Source organism: Sinisalibacter aestuarii (assembly GCF_027923545.1).
GTDB classification, from domain to species: Bacteria; Pseudomonadota; Alphaproteobacteria; order Rhodobacterales; family Rhodobacteraceae; genus Sinisalibacter; species Sinisalibacter aestuarii.
The window spans coordinates 185,891-200,508 of record NZ_BROH01000002.1 but is presented as its reverse complement, the minus strand read 5'-3'; the positions used below and the strand labels follow the sequence as shown (position 1 = coordinate 200,508).

General features: G+C 66.5%; 16 protein-coding genes and 1 other RNA gene. 9 read left to right on the top strand and 8 right to left on the bottom strand.

Annotation, left to right across the window (positions count from 1 at the left end; genetic code table 11):
* Positions 1-88: 88 nt before the first annotated feature.
* The 3 genes from ileS (at position 89) to QMG28_RS05875 (ending at position 5,132) form a co-directional block, all read left to right on the top strand.
* Positions 89-3,007 (top strand): isoleucine--tRNA ligase, encoded by a 2,919-nt coding sequence (ileS, locus tag QMG28_RS05885; protein WP_281841284.1) that lies wholly within the window; start codon positions 89-91, stop codon positions 3,005-3,007.
* 80 nt (positions 3,008-3,087) lie between these two features.
* The gene (locus QMG28_RS05880; RefSeq protein WP_281841283.1) at positions 3,088-3,543 is read left to right on the top strand and encodes a methylated-DNA--[protein]-cysteine S-methyltransferase; all 456 of its coding nucleotides are present in this window, start codon (positions 3,088-3,090) and stop codon (positions 3,541-3,543) included.
* A 101-nt stretch (positions 3,544-3,644) separates the two neighbouring features.
* Positions 3,645-5,132: a hypothetical protein gene (locus tag QMG28_RS05875; protein WP_281841282.1), complete on the top strand. Its 1,488-nt coding sequence runs from the start codon at positions 3,645-3,647 to the stop codon at positions 5,130-5,132.
* 22 nt (positions 5,133-5,154) lie between these two features.
* Here QMG28_RS05875 and QMG28_RS05870 read toward each other — a convergent pair whose 3' ends face one another.
* From QMG28_RS05870 to QMG28_RS05855, 4 genes are all read right to left on the bottom strand, one after another.
* The gene (locus QMG28_RS05870) at positions 5,155-5,856 is read right to left on the bottom strand and encodes a CDP-alcohol phosphatidyltransferase family protein (protein ID WP_281841281.1); all 702 of its coding nucleotides are present in this window, start codon (positions 5,854-5,856) and stop codon (positions 5,155-5,157) included.
* 81 nt (positions 5,857-5,937) lie between these two features.
* Entirely contained in the window at positions 5,938-6,369 is a 432-nt protein-coding gene (locus QMG28_RS05865; protein ID WP_281841280.1) for a hypothetical protein, read from the bottom strand.
* Between the two features lie 104 nt (positions 6,370-6,473).
* Positions 6,474-7,409 carry a tyrosine recombinase XerC gene (locus tag QMG28_RS05860; protein ID WP_281841279.1) on the bottom strand — a complete coding sequence of 312 codons (936 nt, stop codon included), beginning with the start codon at positions 7,407-7,409 and terminating at the stop codon, positions 6,474-6,476.
* 14 nt (positions 7,410-7,423) lie between these two features.
* Positions 7,424-8,131, bottom strand: a complete 708-nt coding sequence (locus QMG28_RS05855; protein WP_281841278.1) for a DUF484 family protein — start codon at positions 8,129-8,131, stop codon at positions 7,424-7,426.
* Positions 8,132-8,367: 236 nt separating this feature from the next.
* Between QMG28_RS05855 and gatC the strand changes: the two genes are divergently transcribed.
* The 5 genes from gatC to rnpB all read left to right on the top strand — a co-directional run bounded on the left by gatC (position 8,368) and on the right by rnpB (position 12,006).
* Positions 8,368-8,655, top strand: a complete 288-nt coding sequence (gatC, locus tag QMG28_RS05850; protein ID WP_281841277.1) for an Asp-tRNA(Asn)/Glu-tRNA(Gln) amidotransferase subunit GatC — start codon at positions 8,368-8,370, stop codon at positions 8,653-8,655.
* A gap of 3 nt (positions 8,656-8,658) precedes the next feature.
* Positions 8,659-10,146 carry an Asp-tRNA(Asn)/Glu-tRNA(Gln) amidotransferase subunit GatA gene (gene gatA / locus QMG28_RS05845; RefSeq protein WP_281841276.1) on the top strand — a complete coding sequence of 496 codons (1,488 nt, stop codon included), beginning with the start codon at positions 8,659-8,661 and terminating at the stop codon, positions 10,144-10,146.
* Between the two features lie 45 nt (positions 10,147-10,191).
* Positions 10,192-10,944: a hypothetical protein gene (locus QMG28_RS05840; RefSeq protein WP_281841275.1), complete on the top strand. Its 753-nt coding sequence runs from the start codon at positions 10,192-10,194 to the stop codon at positions 10,942-10,944.
* Positions 10,944-11,627: an N-acetylmuramoyl-L-alanine amidase gene (locus QMG28_RS05835; RefSeq protein ID WP_281841274.1), complete on the top strand. Its 684-nt coding sequence runs from the start codon at positions 10,944-10,946 to the stop codon at positions 11,625-11,627. Before QMG28_RS05840 ends, QMG28_RS05835 begins: the two co-directional genes overlap by 1 nt.
* An 11-nt stretch (positions 11,628-11,638) precedes the next feature.
* An RNA gene (gene rnpB, locus QMG28_RS05830) (RNase P RNA component class A) lies at positions 11,639-12,006 on the top strand.
* Between the two features lie 6 nt (positions 12,007-12,012).
* Here rnpB and QMG28_RS05825 read toward each other — a convergent pair.
* Positions 12,013-12,387, bottom strand: a complete 375-nt coding sequence (locus tag QMG28_RS05825; protein ID WP_281841273.1) for a VOC family protein — start codon at positions 12,385-12,387, stop codon at positions 12,013-12,015.
* 140 nt (positions 12,388-12,527) lie between these two features.
* Here QMG28_RS05825 and rpmG point away from each other — a divergent pair, with 140 nt between their 5' ends.
* A complete protein-coding gene (gene rpmG / locus QMG28_RS05820) occupies positions 12,528-12,695 on the top strand; it encodes a 50S ribosomal protein L33 (RefSeq protein ID WP_012179442.1) in 168 nt (55 codons plus the stop codon).
* A 78-nt stretch (positions 12,696-12,773) separates the two neighbouring features.
* Here the strand turns inward: rpmG and QMG28_RS05815 are convergent, their stop codons facing one another.
* From QMG28_RS05815 to QMG28_RS05805, 3 genes are all read right to left on the bottom strand, one after another.
* Positions 12,774-12,920, bottom strand: coding sequence for a hypothetical protein (locus QMG28_RS05815; protein WP_281841272.1), 147 nt, complete (start codon positions 12,918-12,920; stop codon positions 12,774-12,776).
* A 94-nt stretch (positions 12,921-13,014) separates the two neighbouring features.
* A complete protein-coding gene (locus tag QMG28_RS05810; protein ID WP_281841271.1) occupies positions 13,015-13,728 on the bottom strand; it encodes an SGNH/GDSL hydrolase family protein in 714 nt (237 codons plus the stop codon).
* Positions 13,729-13,783: 55 nt separating this feature from the next.
* Positions 13,784-14,521, bottom strand: coding sequence for a Bax inhibitor-1/YccA family protein (locus tag QMG28_RS05805; RefSeq protein WP_281841270.1), 738 nt, complete (start codon positions 14,519-14,521; stop codon positions 13,784-13,786).
* Positions 14,522-14,618: the final 97 nt, after the last annotated feature.

Below are 14,618 nucleotides of genomic sequence, written 5' to 3'. Positions count from 1 at the left end.
CTGAGCACGAGCCGCCGGGCAAAGGCGTATGGACCCCGCGCCGCCCTTCTCCTAAAACGCCCAAGATGACTTCCAAAGGACACAGGACATGTGCGCCGACACGCCTGACTATAAAGACACGCTGAACCTGCCCGAAACCGACTTTCCGATGCGCGCGGGGCTGCCGAACCGCGAGCCCGGCTGGCTCGACCGCTGGGCGAAGATCGGCGTCTATGACCGGCTGCGGGAAAAGCCCGGCCGCGAACCCTTCATCCTCCACGATGGCCCCCCCTACGCCAACGGCCACCTCCATATCGGCCACGCGCTGAACAAGATCCTCAAGGATATGATCGTGCGCAGCCAGCAGATGATGGGCCGCGATTCCCGCTACGTGCCGGGCTGGGATTGCCACGGCCTGCCGATCGAATGGAAGATCGAGGAGCAATACCGCGCCAAGGGGCAGGACAAGGACGCGGTGAACGTGGTCGACTTCCGCCAGGAATGCCGCCGCTTCGCCGAGGGCTGGGTGGATATCCAACGCGAGGAATTCAAACGCCTCGGCGTCTATGGCAACTGGGACGATCCCTACCTGACGATGGACTTCCACGCCGAGGCGGTGATCGCCGAGGATTTCATGAAGTTCCTGATGAACGGCACGCTCTATCAGGGCTCGAAGCCGGTGATGTGGTCGCCGGTGGAAAAGACGGCGCTGGCCGAGGCCGAGGTGGAGTATCACGACAAGGAAAGCCACACGATCTGGGTGAAATTCCGCGTCACCACCCCGGGTGAGCTTGAAAACGCCTTTGTGGTGATCTGGACCACCACACCCTGGACGATCCCGTCGAACAAGGCCGTGACCTTCGGTGAAGATTTCGCCTACGGGCTTTACGAAGTCACCGGCACGCCCGACGAATGCTGGGCCAATGTCGGCGACCGTTTCATCCTCGCCGACAAGCTCGCCGGCGACGTGATGATGCGCGCCCGGCTCGACGATGCGATGTGGACGCGGGTGCGCGATGTGCCTACCGCGGAACTGGCGGGCCTTTCGCTGAACCACCCGCTGGCCGGTGCCGAGGGCGGCAATGGCGAATGGGACGATGCGCGCGATTTCCGCGCCGCCCCCTTCGTCACCGACGAGGAAGGCACCGGCTTCGTTCATTGCGCGCCGTCGCACGGGATGGAGGAATTCGAGCTCTACCGCGATCTCGGGATGCTCGACCAGATGCTCACCTACAACGTGCTCGACGATGGCGCTTTCCGCGAAGACCTGCCGTTTTTCGGCGGCAAGCGCATCCTGCGCGAGAAGGCCAAGAAGGGCGATTGGGAGGGCGACGCCAATGCCGCGGTCATCGCCAAGCTCATCGAGGTGGGCGGGCTGCTGGCGCGCGGGCGGATCAAGCACTCCTACCCGCATTCCTGGCGCTCGAAAGCCCCGGTGATCTACCGCAACACCCCGCAATGGTTCGTCGCCATCGACCGCGAGCTGGGCGACGGGATGGACACCTATGGCAAGACGATCCGTGAACGTGCGCTGACGTCCATCGACGAGCTCGTGACCTTCACCCCCGAAAAGGGCAAGAACCGCCTGCGCTCGATGATCGAGGCCCGGCCCGACTGGGTGCTCTCGCGCCAGCGCGCCTGGGGCGTGCCGCTGACCTGCTTCACCAAGGTCGGCGCGCTGCCGACCGATGCGGATTTCCTGCTGCGCGACGACACGGTGAATGCCCGCATCAAGGACGCGTTCGAGACCGAAGGGGCGGATTGCTGGTATGAGGAGGGCGCGAAGGAGCGCTTCCTCGGCAACGATTACAACGCCGCCGATTACGAACAGGTCTTCGACGTGCTCGACGTGTGGTTCGATAGCGGCTCGACCCATAATTTCGTGCTGCGCGACCGCGCCGACGGCACGCCCGACGGCATCGCCGATCTCTACCTCGAAGGCACCGACCAGCACCGCGGCTGGTTCCATTCCTCGCTGTTGCAGGCCTCCGGCACCAAGGGCCGCGCCCCCTATCGCGGCGTGCTGACCCACGGCTTCACGCTCGACGAAAAGGGCATGAAGATGTCGAAGTCGCTGGGCAACACCATCGTGCCCGAGGAAGTCACCAAACAATACGGCGCTGATATCCTGCGCCTCTGGGTGGCCCAGACCGACTTCACCAACGACCAGCGGATCGGCCCGGAAATCCTCAAAGGCACCGCCGACAGCTACCGCCGGCTGCGCAACACGATGCGCTTCATCCTCGGCAACCTCGCGGGCTACGACCCGGCCGAGGCGGTCGACCCGGCGGATATGCCGGAGCTGGAACGCTGGGTGCTGCATCGCCTCGCGGAACTGGATGAGGTGGTGCGCGACGGCTTCAACGCCTACGATTTTCAGGGCGCGTTTCAGGCGGTGTTCAACTTCGCCACGGTCGATCTCTCGTCGTTCTATTTCGATATCCGCAAGGACGCGCTCTATTGCGATGCGCCGGGCGCGAATACGCTGAAATCGGCGCGCACCGTGCTCGATATCCTGTTCCACCGCCTCACCACTTGGCTCGCGCCGATCCTCGTCTTCACGATGGAAGAGGTCTGGCTGGAGCGGTTCCCGGGCGAGGACAGCTCGGTGCATCTGGTCGACATCCCCGAAACCCCGGCAAGCTGGCGCGACGCGGCTCTGGCCGAAAAATGGTCGGGCATCCGCGCCGCGCGCCGGGTGGTCACCGCAGCGCTGGAAGTGCAGCGCCGCGACAAGGTGATTGGCGCGTCGCTCGAAGCCGCCCCGGTGGTGCATGTGCGTGACAAGGCTCTGGCGGAGGCGCTGCACACGGTCGATTTCGCCGATATCTGCATCACCTCGGACGTTGAAATCACCTCCGACCCGATGCCGAACGAAGCGTTCCGGCTGCCCGAGATCGAAGGCGTCGGCGTGGTGTTCGAACGCGCCGAGGGCGAGAAATGCCAGCGCTGCTGGAAAATCCTGCCCGATGTCGGCTCGCACCCGCATGAAGGCACCTGCGCGCGCTGCGACGACGCGCTGGGATAGGGAAAACGGCTTTCGAAAGCCGTGTGCAAGGCGGTTCGAAACGCCTTGCCCCCGCCCGCGCGCAAGCGCAAGCTCTGCGGATGGCAACCATCCTGCTCGACAGCCCCGTGGGCCGGCTCAGCGTCACCGAGGAAGGTGGCGCGATCACCGCGCTGGGCTGGGGCGGGGCCGCGGAGGGTGTGGAAACCCCGCTGCTCGCCGAAGCCCGCACCCAGATCGCGGACTATTTCGCCGGCGAGCGCGACACTTTTGACCTGCCGCTGCGGGTGGAAGGCTCCGACTTCCAGCGCGCGGTCTGCGCGGCGATGCTGGCGATCCCCTTCGGCGAGACCCGCACCTATGGCGATCTCGCCCGCGATCTCGGCGCACCGGCGCAGGCGGTGGGGCAGGCCTGCGGCGGCAACCCGATCCCGCTCATCATCCCCTGCCACCGGGTGCTCGGGGCAAGCGGCCTTGGCGGCTATTCCGGCAGCGGCGGGATCGAGACCAAGGTGGCGCTTCTGCGCCATGAGGGGGCGGCGGGGCTGCTGATCTGAGGCCACACTTCCGAGCGAAGTGCGGGGCCGGAGAGAGGCGGAGTTGAATTCGCCGCCGCGATCCCGGAGACAGGAAGGTAACAACCAACCGGGGGACAGCCATGCGAACAGGAGCGATCAGGGCGGCGATGCGGGCGGGGCTGCTGGCCCTTGGCGTGACGGCGGCCGGCACCGCCATGGCCGAAGATCTCGATGTGCGGGTGGGGGTGGATTACCTGCTGCGCCGCCAGAGCACGGTGACCGCCTTCCAGTATTCGACCGTCACCAAGGATATCGGCGATGGGTTCCATATCGGTCAGTCGGTCTATTCGGCGGCCTGGGGCGATGCGGGCGGGCTGTTCATTGGCGGCTTCGACGCCTTCAAGCGGTTCCAGATCACCGACACGACCTCGATTGACGTGGGCGGGTTTGTCGGCGGCGGCGGCGGGGCCATCGTGGTGGTCGGCGACGGGCTGATGACCAAGCCGCAGGTGACGATCAACCAGGCCTTCGCCTCGGGCTTCATGGCGCATCTCGGCGTCGGCTGGACGCGGGTGACCGGCTCGCCGATCGACACGCCCTCGCTCACCTTCGCGGTCTCGCGCCGCATCGGCACCGCGCTCGATATCGGCCACAGCAATGCCCGGCCCGCCGCCGGGGTGGTGATCGCCTCGGTCAGCGGCATGGGGCGATATTATTACCCGATGTCCAGCAGCCGGCGGAACGGGGCCGGTGTGATGAACCCGATGTATCTTGTCGGGGCCGAGTTCACCTTCCGCGATCTTTCGATGGATCATTGGGAGTTCTTCTTCTCGGCGATGGGCGCGGGCTACGGCGATGGCAGCGGCTATGCCGAATGGCTCGCGGGGCCGCGCTATTATACCAACCCCTTCCTCGGCGGCCGGGTGCGCGGTTTTGCCGATGTCGGCGCCGGCTTTGCCGGCGGCGGCGATGTGGATACCGGCGGCGGCCTGATGGTGGCGGCCAGCGCGGGGGTGGATGTGTCGCTGTTTCGCGGCCTTCATGTGGAGACCGGGGTGATGGGGATCGGTGCGCCGACGGGCGATTTCCGCGCGGCCTCGGCCTTCGTGCGGGGCGCCTTCCGGTTCGACGATCCGGCCTCGAATGTCACCGGCGTCGATGGCGGCCCGGCGCATCACTGGCGCTTTTCGACGGGGCTGAGCTACCAGTTCTCGCATCCCGGCTTCCGCGCGCCCGGCCACAAATTCACCGGCAGCGATCCGGTGCTGGTGGAAACCGGGGCCGATCTGTTTTTTGGCGACCGGTTTTACGTGAATGGCGGCGGCTATACCGTGGTCGATGGCAATTCCGGTGGCTTTGCGATGGGCACGGTGGGCATTGGCCTCGAATTTCCGCTGGGCGACCGGGTATCGGTCGCGGGCGAAGTGTTTGGCGGGGCCGCGGCGGGTGGCGGGATCAACACCTCCGGCGGGCTGATCTATGGCGCCAAGGCCGAGCTGGACTACAAGGTGAGCGACAGCTTCACCCTCAGCGGCGGCGTCGGCAAATGGTATTCGCTGGGCGGGGCGCAACCCGTCACGCTGCATGGCGCGGTGAAGATCCCCTTCACCACCTTCCACGCCGATTGACGGCGGATCGGTCGGGCAGGGGTCAGGCCCCGGCCCGGCGCTGCGGTACGATCTGCTGCGCGATGCCGGCGAAGAGCAGGTAGAACGAGGTGGATGCCAGGCCCAGATGCGCCCAGCTCGCCGGGTGGAAATCGACCCAGGCCGCCCAGCCGGCAAAACCCGTCCAGGCGATGGCGACCGGCAGCGAGACGCTGCGCCAGCGCTCGGTGCGCACCGGGTGGATGAATTTCAGCGGCGAGAACATGGCGACGGCCAGCGCCACCACGAGGCCGAGCGTAACCCAGAAATTCGGCTGCACGGCGAAGAGCGCGATCACCACCATGTTCCAGCAGCCGGGGAAACCGGAAAAGGAATTATCCTTCGTTTTCATTCGCGTATCGGCGAAGTAGACGGCGGAAGCATAGGTGATGAGGATGATCGCCACCCAGCCGGTCCAGCCCGGCAGAAGGCCCGACTTGAACAGGGCGTAAGCCGGAATGAAGACATAGGTGAGATAGTCGATGATCAGATCGAGCAGCACGCCGTCGATCTGCGGTGCGTTCTTCTTCACGTCATAGCGGCGCGCCAGCGGCCCGTCGAACCCGTCGACGGCAAAGGCGGCCACGAGCCAGAGAAGCATCACGCGCCAGTTTTCCTCGACCGCCGCGAGCATGGCGAGCATGGCGAGCACCGCGCCGAGCGCGGTGAAGAGGTGGACGAAATAGGCTTTGGCCGCGCGAGTCATGCCCGTGTTCATGACGGAAACGGCGCGCCCGATCAACGGCCTTCATGGCGGCGGCGCAGGCGCGGCCCGGGCAGGGCGGGGCTAATGCATCAGGCGCAGGGTTGCGTAGGTGGCGCGAATCTCGGCCAGGCCGGGCAGGTTTTCCACCGCCTGCGCCGCCGGCGCGGAGGGCAGGGCGGGTGTGGCGGCGGCGCTCAACGGGGTTGGCCCCGCCAGCCCCCCGGCCCGCACGCCTGCGGTTGGGCGCTGATCCGGCTCGTCCTTGTCCACGCCGAAGACATCGACAATCCCGCCGAGCACGGCGTTGCGCAGCTTGGCGACATGGCCAACGGCATCGCCCGCGCTGAGCCGCCCGTCATCATTGGCGTCGAGGCCGGCGAAGGCATCGGAAAATGCGCCGGCAAGGCCATCCTTGCCGCGTGCAGCCTCGGCAACCTCGCCTGCGAGGGTGCCCAGCATATTGGCCGCGGGCGAAAGCGCGCTCACGACGGAGAGGGGAGACAGCGAGGTCATGGCTCGTCCTTTCTGGTCAAGCGGGTCGGGTCTGATCCGGCGCCCAGAATCGGACAGGGAGATGAAGATCGCGTTACCCGATACGGGCAATTTGAGGCAAATTGTCAGCCTCGTGCACGCGGGTGGCTGGCTTCGTAAACATCCATCAGCCGTGCCGTGTCGACGGCGGTATAAGCCTGCGTGGTCGAGAGCGAGGCATGGCCCAGCAGCTCCTGGATCGCGCGAAGATCGCCGCCCGCGTTCAGCAGATGGGTGGCGAAGCTGTGGCGCATCGCGTGCGGCGTGGCGGTGGCGGGCAGGCCGAGCTGGAGCCGTGCGCGCTCCATCGCCTGCTGCACGAGGCGCGGGTTGAGCGCGCCGCCGCGTGCCCCGCGAAACAGCGGCGCATCGTTTTCATGCGGATGCGGACAAAGGGCGAGGTAGGTCTCGACAGCCGCGCGCGCGGCGGGCAGCACCGGCACCAGCCGCTCCTTGCCGCCCTTGCCGGTGATCCGCAGCACCTCCGCCAGCGGCGCGTCTTTGCCTTTCAGCCCGAGCGCCTCCGATATCCGCAGCCCGCAGCCATAGAGCAGGGTGATCACCGCCGCGTCGCGCGCGCCGATCCAGCCGTCGCGGGCCTGCAATTCGGCGGTGGCGATCACCTCGCCCGCCGCTTCGGCGCTGATCGGCCGGGGCAGCTTTTTGGTGAATTTCGGGCTGCGGGTGGAGAGCACGGCGCTGGCGTCGAAGCCATCGCGGTCCGACAGCCAGCGGTAGAAGCTTTTCACCGCCGACAGCGCGCGGGCGAGCGAGCGGGGGCCAAGCCCGCGCCCGCGCTCATGCGCCATCCAGGCGCGCATGTCGCTCAGCCCCACGCGGGCCAGCCCCGCGCGCCCCTGCGCCCCACCTTGATGGACGCCGATGAAGGCGAGAAAGCGGGTCACGTCGTCGCGGTAGGCGGCCACCGTCTTCTCCGCGGCCCCGTCGAGCGCGCGGATATGGTCGAGCCAGCCCGAAAGCGCATCGCGGGTGCCGGGAGATATGGCGAGCGTGTCGGCCATCGGCCCTGAGATGCCTAGGAGAGCCAGCGCCGCATCGACCGTTCGAAGACGCCGCCGAAGAAGGCGAGCAGGTCGGTGCCCTGGCCGGGCTTGAACTGGTGCGGGTCTTCCGCGCCCATCACCAGCATCCCGGGCAGGCGGCCCTTGCCGAGATCGAGGCGGATACAGGCTTCGGAGCGGACCCAGAAGCCGCTTTCGCCGTATAGCCGTTCGTCCTGCTCATGTATCTGGCGCAGCGTCACCGGCCGGGCGGTGCCTTCGCGGCTCTGGCCGAGATAGGTGTCGATAAAGCCCGGCTCGGCCACCACCAGCACCTTGCCCAGCTTGTCGACCGCCGCGCTGCGGTCTTCCATCGCCGTTTCCAGCACGAGGCGCACACAGTCGACACGCAGGATCTCGGCCACTTCGCCGGCCAGATCCTTCATGAACACCTCGAAATCGGCCGGGTCGAGCATCCGCAGCACGGCGCGGTGGATGATGTTCATCCCCGCGAGGTTCTCGTAAGCCGCGGCGATCACCGAGCGGTGGGTATCTTCCAGCCGGTCGAGCCGGCTTTCCAGCCGCTCCATCGCAATGCCGCGCAGATCGACGATATTGCTGCCGAGCGCGCGTTCATTGGCGGCGACGAGCGCGCGCATCACGTCCTGATCGTCGAGGATCACCTCGGGCTGGGCGATGATCTTTTCGCGCAATTCATCTGTGATTGGAGCGGTGCTCGTCATCTCTGCCTCGTGTTTTGTTTTGCTTTTCGGGCAGTCTAGCAGAGCAAAGATCGGATTTCTGCAATAATTTTGGCTGCGATGGTCGCAGGCGGCCGAACTATGGCGCGATTGTCATACCGGGCTGCCGTCCGGGGCTGCCTGCGCGCGGCGGCGGTGGCAGGTCCGGCGCCGGGGGTGCTTGCGAGCGCGGGCGGGCGGCGCTAAACGGGCGGGGAAACCCGCAATGGGAGGCCCCCATGTCGATCGACATCGAAACCGCGCGCAAAGTGGCGCATCTGGCCCGGATCAAGGTCGAGGAAGACCGTCTGCCGGCGCTGGCCGCCGAGTTTTCCAATATTCTCGACTTCATCGAGCAGCTCAACGAGGTGAATGTCGACGATGTCGAGCCGATGACCTCGGTGACGCCGATGCGCCTCAAGCGCCGCGAGGATGTGGTGACCGACGGCAATTATCAGGACAAGATCCTGTCCAACGCGCCGGATGCCCGCGAGGGCTTCTTTGCCGTGCCGAAAGTGGTGGAGTGAGCGATGTCTGACCTCAACAAGCTGACCATCGGCGCGGCCCGCGATGCGCTGGCCAGGGGCGAAACCACGGCGGTGGAGATCACCGAAGCCTGCCTGACCGAGATCGAGGCGGCCGATGCGCTTGGCGCCTTCGTGCACAAGACGCCCGAAATCGCGCTGGAGCAGGCCAGGGCCGCCGATGCGCGGATCAAGGCGGGCGAGGCGGCGGCGATGACGGGCATTCCGCTCGGCATCAAGGATCTGTTCTGCACCAGGGGCGTGCCGAGCCAGGCCGCGAGCCGGATTCTCGAAGGCTTCAGGCCGGAATATGAATCGACCGTCACGCAAAACCTGTTCGATGCCGGGGCGATCATGCTCGGCAAGCTCAACATGGACGAATTCGCCATGGGAAGCTCGAACGAAACCTCCGTCTATGGCAATGCGGTGAACCCGTGGCGGCGCGGCAATGAAGACACCGCGCTGACGCCGGGCGGCTCCTCGGGCGGCTCGGCCAGCGCTGTCTCCGCCGATCTTTGCCTTGCCGCCACCGGCACCGATACCGGCGGCTCGATCCGCCAGCCCGCCGCCTTCACCGGCATCACCGGGCTGAAGCCCACCTATGGCCGGGTGTCGCGCTGGGGCATCGTTGCCTTCGCCTCGTCGCTCGATCAGGCCGGGCCGATGACGAAGGATGTGCGCGACGCCGCGATCATGCTCACCGCCATGGCCGGGCATGACCCGAAAGACTCGACCTCGCGCGATCTCGCCGTGCCGGATTTCGAGGCCGCGCTGACCGGCGATATCAAGGGCAAGGTGATCGGCATCCCGAAGGAATACCGGCTCGACGGGATGCCCGCCGAGATCGAGAAGCTCTGGGAAGACGGCAAGGCGATGCTCGCCGATGCGGGCGCCAAGGTGATCGACATCACCCTGCCGCATACCAAATACGCGCTGCCCGCCTATTACGTGATCGCGCCGGCGGAAGCCTCGTCGAACCTCGCGCGCTACGATGGCGTGCGCTATGGCCGCCGGGCGAAGCTGGCGGCGGGCGACGGCATTACCGAAATGTATGAAAAGACCCGCGCCGAGGGCTTCGGCGCCGAGGTGCAGCGCCGGGTGATGGTGGGCACCTATGTGCTTTCGGCGGGCTTCTACGATGCCTATTACAACCGTGCCCGCAAGGTGCGCGCCCTGATCAAGCGCGATTTCGAAGAGGCCTTCGATCAGGGCGTGGATGCGATCCTCACCCCCGCCACCCCCTCCGCCGCCTTCGGGCTGGGCGAGATGGCGGATGCCGATCCGGTGCAGATGTATCTCAACGATGTCTTCACGGTGACGGTGAACCTCGCGGGGCTGCCGGGCATCTCGGTGCCCGCCGGGCTCGACGCCAAGGGGCTGCCGCTGGGGCTTCAACTGATCGGCAAACCGTGGGAAGAGGGCGATCTGCTGAATACCGCCTACGCGCTGGAGCGGGCCGCCGGGTTTGTTTCCAAGCCGGAGAAATGGTGGTAAAGCCCCGCGACAACGCCCTGACAGGCGTCAAACCGGGGATTACACATGCGGTTCGCGACCTTCACCACCCTGTCCGTCCTGGCCCTCGCGGCCTGTAGCGCCGAGATGCCGAATTCCGCGCCGAATGCGGCGGCGATGGGCGGCGCATCTTCCTTGCCGCCTGCCAGCGCGGTGACGGCGCAGCCGCTCGACGGCGGCACCGAAGGCGCCGCGATTGCCGCCGAAACCACCGCCGCGCTCGGGCTGGCGGTGCCGGCGGATGGCGCGCCGATGTCGGCGATGGCTTCGGATGCGGCGACGAATGCGGCGGCCCAACCGGAGGTTGCCGTCGAAGAAGGCGCGGTGGCGAGTGCCGAGGCAATATCCGACGAACAGAACTTCGCCGCGGTGAGCGCGCGCGAGACGATCCAGAGCGATGCCGACAGGATCGCGGAGAACCGCGCGCAATACGTGGTCATCGAGCCGACCGAGCTGCCGGAGCGCCCCGATGGCACCGGCGTGTCGGTCGTCGCCTATGCGCTGGCCACCACCAACGTGCCGGGCCAGCAGCTTTATGACCGGTCGGGCTTTGCCGCCCAGTCGCGCTTCGAGAGCGCCTGCGCCAAATATGGCGGCGACGACAGGGCGCAGGAGGTGTTTCTCGATTCCGGCGGGCCGCAGCGCGACCGCTACGGGATGGACCCGGACGGCGACGGCTTTGCCTGCTATTGGGATCCGCGCCCGTTCCGCGCCGCGCGCGAAGGCGCGCCGGAAGAGGTGACCACCTACGAGGTGATCGAGACCCCCGGCGAAGGCTGATGACGGACGGGATCATCGCCTGCCCAAGCCCGAATTTCGGGCCGCGCCGCGATGGGCTGACGCCCGAACTGGTGGTGATCCATTACACCGCCATGCCGGGCGCCGAAGAGGCGCTGGAGCGGCTTTGCGCCCCGGAGCACGAGGTTTCGGCGCATTATCTCATCGGCCGTGACGGGCGGCTCTGGCAGCTTGTCGACGAGGAGATGCGCGCCTGGCATGCAGGGGCCGGAAGCTGGGCCGGGCAGGGCGATGTGAACTCGCAGTCAATCGGGATCGAGTTGGATAATTCCGGCCTTTTTCCCTTTTCCGAACCGCAGATGCGCCGGTTGGAATTGCTGCTTTCGAACATTCTGCGGCGCTGGGCTATTCCACCCGAAGGCGTGATCGGGCATCAGGATATGGCCCCCGCGCGCAAGGGCGATCCGGGCCGCCGCTTCGACTGGCGGCGGCTGGCGCTGGGCAATCTTTCGGTCTGGCCCGATCCGGGCACGCCCGCGCCGCCCGATCCATCGCGCTTTCTCGCCGATCTCTCCGCCTTCGGCTATCCCGCCGATGCCGGGCTTGCGCCGGTGCTCGAAGCGGCACGCGCGCGCTTTCGCCCCTTCGCGCAGGGCCCGCTCAATCCCGACGATATGGCGCTCGCCGCCGGTCTTGCGCTTGACCGGAGCGGCCCCGCCACCTAGATCAGCCGGGCGCGGATGGCCGGATGGCCGCGGAGCGTGAGCTTCGAGGAAAGTCCGGACTCCACAAGGCAACGGTGCCGGGTAACGCCCGGCGGGGGCAACCCCAGGGAAAGCGCCACAGAGAACAAACTGCCCAACGCGCGCAAGCGCTGCCTGGGTAAAGGTGAAACGGTGGGGTAAGAGCCCACCGCGGGGCTGGCAACAGCACCGGCACGGCAAGCCCCACCGGGAGCAATGCCAAATAGGGATCCCGCGCGGGCCGCCTTGGTCCGGGATCCGGGTCGGCAGCTAGAGCGTCGGGGCAACCCGCCGCGCAGAGGAATGGCCATCCATGGGGGCAACCCCGGGACAGAATCCGGCTTACAGGCCGTCCGCGCATATCGCCTCAGACATGCTGGTCGATCAGGATCGGGTTTCCGTCCGGGTCTTCCAGCGTGATGTAGCCGGGGCCTGTGCCTTCAGGGTCGGTTTCTTCGATCAGTGCAATGCCTGCGTCCTTCAGCTTCGCCTGTATGGCGCGCACGTCCTCGAAGCCGCCCTCCAGCGGCGTGGCCTGTGGGCCCCAGCCGGGATTGAAGGTGAGCAGGTTCTTCTCGAACATGCCCTGGAACAGTCCGATCGTGGTGTTGCCGCTGCGCAGCACGAGCCAGCCCTGGCTCTGGTCGCCGCCGGCCTCGGTGAAGCCGAGCGCCTCGTAAAACGTGCGCGATGCGGCGATGTCGGAGACGGCGAGGCTGACGGAAAATGCGCCGAGATGCATGGGATATCCTTTCCTGTCGCGTGACGGGGCCAGTATAGCCCAAAACCCCGAGTTTGCGGTTGACTCGCGCCCCCGGGGCGGTAAAAGGCGGGCTTCAAGGATATGACCGGGCGCCCCATGCCCGATGAGGAGCTGAGACCATGGCGAAGCCGACCACCATCAAGATCCGCCTGAACTCGACCGCGGATACCGGCCACTTCTACGTGACCAAGAAGAATGCCCGCACCATGACCGAGAAAATGGTTGTGCGGAAGTACGACCCGGTTGCGCGCAAGCATGTCGAGTACAAGGAAGGCAAGATCAAGTAATCTGCCTGACCGGATCACCGGATTGAAAAAGGCCGCGCTCCCGGGCGCGGCCTTTTTGCGTGTGCGATTCCCGCCTGCTCAGGCTTCGCCGCGGCGGGCGCGTTCGATCCGATTTTTCCGGGTGCGCTGCATGACAAGGTAAAACAGGGCCACCCCGGACAGGAACGCGCCCAACCCAAGCGTGAGAATCGGGCGTTCAACGAGGGATGAGATCACGTGTTGCATGTGCACTCCTGTTGTTCATCTTCAGGTAGATTAGCGCGGGAATGCGGCGGTAACTGGGCAGGTGGGGGAAAAAACCACGGCGCAACGGTGCCGGTCAGCCGGCCAGGGCGGCGGCACGGAGCGCGGGGGCGAGGGTCTCGGCCCAGAGCGCATAACCGGCGGGCGAAGGGTGAAATCCGTCCGGCGCCATCAGATCGCGGGTCAGCGGCAGGTTGAAGCGCAGATGCGCGGCGTCGGGCAGGTCTGCCAGTGTGCCCGCCAGCGCCGCATCGAAACGCCTCGCGGTGAGGCCCATCACCGCGCGCAGCGGCTGCGGCAGGGCCGGGAAGGCGCCCATGGGCGGCAGGCCGGACTGGATAATATGGCGCACCGCGAAGCGCTCGGTGAGGCGGGCGCGCAGCTCGGCCTGCCGGGCGAGCCAGCGGGCGAGCGGCACGCTGTGGGTCACGTCATTCACGCCAAGCGCAATGACGGCGAGGTCGAAGGGTTCGGCAGGAATGTTCTGCAGCCGGGCCAGGGCGTTGGCAGTGGTGTCGCCACTGCGTGCCACCAGCCGCCAGCGCACCCGGTGATGGGAAGCAAGGCGGGCGGTGAGCTGGCCGGCAAGCGCCTCGCCTTGCGTTGGCGCACCGACACCGGCGGCCGAGCTGTCGCCGAGGATCAGCAGGCTCAACGGCGGGCCGTCGCCCAATTCGCCGCTGCGGGGGCCGCTGGGCTCGGGCAGCACCAACGCGCGCCGCCGCACGCCAACACCCTGCGCAACGAGCAGGGGGGCGAGAGCGAGCTTGAGGGCGGTGTCAAAGGCCATGATACGAAAAGGGCCGGCCCAAAGGACCGGCCCCGCACCGTGTTTGCGCGCCCGGTTACTCGCGATTGCCGAGGAACTGGAGCAGGAACATGAACAGGTTCACGAAATCCAGATACAGGTTCAGCGCGCCGAGGATCGCCGACTTGGCCAGCCATTCGCCGTCCATCGCATGGGCGTGCTGGATATAGTCGTTCTTCAGCTTCTGCGTGTCATAGGCGGTGAGGCCCGCGAAGATCAGCACGCCGATCACCGAGATCGCGAAGTGCAGCGCCGGGCTGCCGAGGAAGATGTTGACGATCGAGGCGACGATGATGCCGATCAGGCCCATGATCAGGAACGCGCCCCAGCCCGAGATATCGCGCTTGGTGGTGTAACCGTAAAGGCTCAGCCCGGCAAAGGCGATCGCGGTGACCAGGAAGGTCTGGGCGATGGAAATGCCGGTGAAGGCCATGAAAATCCACGACAGCGACAGGCCCATGATGGCCGCGTAGACGTAGAAATAAAGCTGCGCGCCGGCGGCGGAGAGCCGGTTGATCGCTGCGCCGAAGGCGAAAACCATGATCAGCGGCAGGAACATGACGATCCAGCCGAGGATGTTCGGCGAGCCGGTGTCGAGGTTGTAGAGGATCGACATCAGCGCCGGCGACGAGCCGAAGGCCCAGGCCACCAGCGCAGTCATCAGCAGGCCCACGGACATGGTGCCGTAGACCTTGTTCATATGGGCGCGAAGCCCCTCGTCGATCTGGGCGGTGCGGGCGCCTGCGGCCGTCCGCATCGTCTTCAAATCAGCCATCTGTGTCAGCCTCCTGAAAGCCAAATTGCGTAACGGGCCGGAAGCGGCACCGTTTCAGATGCAAATATCGGCCAGAGAGGTGTTCATTTCAAGGCGT

What these genes read in the sequence shown, in the direction of transcription:
- ileS (WP_281841284.1), top strand. Translation starts at nt 89, where the DNA reads ATGTGCGCCGACACGCCTGACTATAAAGACACGCTGAACCTGCCCGAA.
- QMG28_RS05880 (WP_281841283.1), top strand. Translation starts at nt 3,088, where the DNA reads ATGGCAACCATCCTGCTCGACAGCCCCGTGGGCCGGCTCAGCGTCACC.
- QMG28_RS05875 (WP_281841282.1), top strand. Translation starts at nt 3,645, where the DNA reads ATGCGAACAGGAGCGATCAGGGCGGCGATGCGGGCGGGGCTGCTGGCC.
- QMG28_RS05870 (WP_281841281.1), bottom strand. Translation starts at nt 5,856, where the DNA reads ATGACTCGCGCGGCCAAAGCCTATTTCGTCCACCTCTTCACCGCGCTC.
- QMG28_RS05865 (WP_281841280.1), bottom strand. Translation starts at nt 6,369, where the DNA reads ATGACCTCGCTGTCTCCCCTCTCCGTCGTGAGCGCGCTTTCGCCCGCG.
- QMG28_RS05860 (WP_281841279.1), bottom strand. Translation starts at nt 7,409, where the DNA reads ATGGCCGACACGCTCGCCATATCTCCCGGCACCCGCGATGCGCTTTCG.
- QMG28_RS05855 (WP_281841278.1), bottom strand. Translation starts at nt 8,131, where the DNA reads ATGACGAGCACCGCTCCAATCACAGATGAATTGCGCGAAAAGATCATC.
- gatC (WP_281841277.1), top strand. Translation starts at nt 8,368, where the DNA reads ATGTCGATCGACATCGAAACCGCGCGCAAAGTGGCGCATCTGGCCCGG.
- gatA (WP_281841276.1), top strand. Translation starts at nt 8,659, where the DNA reads ATGTCTGACCTCAACAAGCTGACCATCGGCGCGGCCCGCGATGCGCTG.
- QMG28_RS05840 (WP_281841275.1), top strand. Translation starts at nt 10,192, where the DNA reads ATGCGGTTCGCGACCTTCACCACCCTGTCCGTCCTGGCCCTCGCGGCC.
- QMG28_RS05835 (WP_281841274.1), top strand. Translation starts at nt 10,944, where the DNA reads ATGACGGACGGGATCATCGCCTGCCCAAGCCCGAATTTCGGGCCGCGC.
- QMG28_RS05825 (WP_281841273.1), bottom strand. Translation starts at nt 12,387, where the DNA reads ATGCATCTCGGCGCATTTTCCGTCAGCCTCGCCGTCTCCGACATCGCC.
- rpmG (WP_012179442.1), top strand. Translation starts at nt 12,528, where the DNA reads ATGGCGAAGCCGACCACCATCAAGATCCGCCTGAACTCGACCGCGGAT.
- QMG28_RS05815 (WP_281841272.1), bottom strand. Translation starts at nt 12,920, where the DNA reads ATGCAACACGTGATCTCATCCCTCGTTGAACGCCCGATTCTCACGCTT.
- QMG28_RS05810 (WP_281841271.1), bottom strand. Translation starts at nt 13,728, where the DNA reads ATGGCCTTTGACACCGCCCTCAAGCTCGCTCTCGCCCCCCTGCTCGTT.
- QMG28_RS05805 (WP_281841270.1), bottom strand. Translation starts at nt 14,521, where the DNA reads ATGGCTGATTTGAAGACGATGCGGACGGCCGCAGGCGCCCGCACCGCC.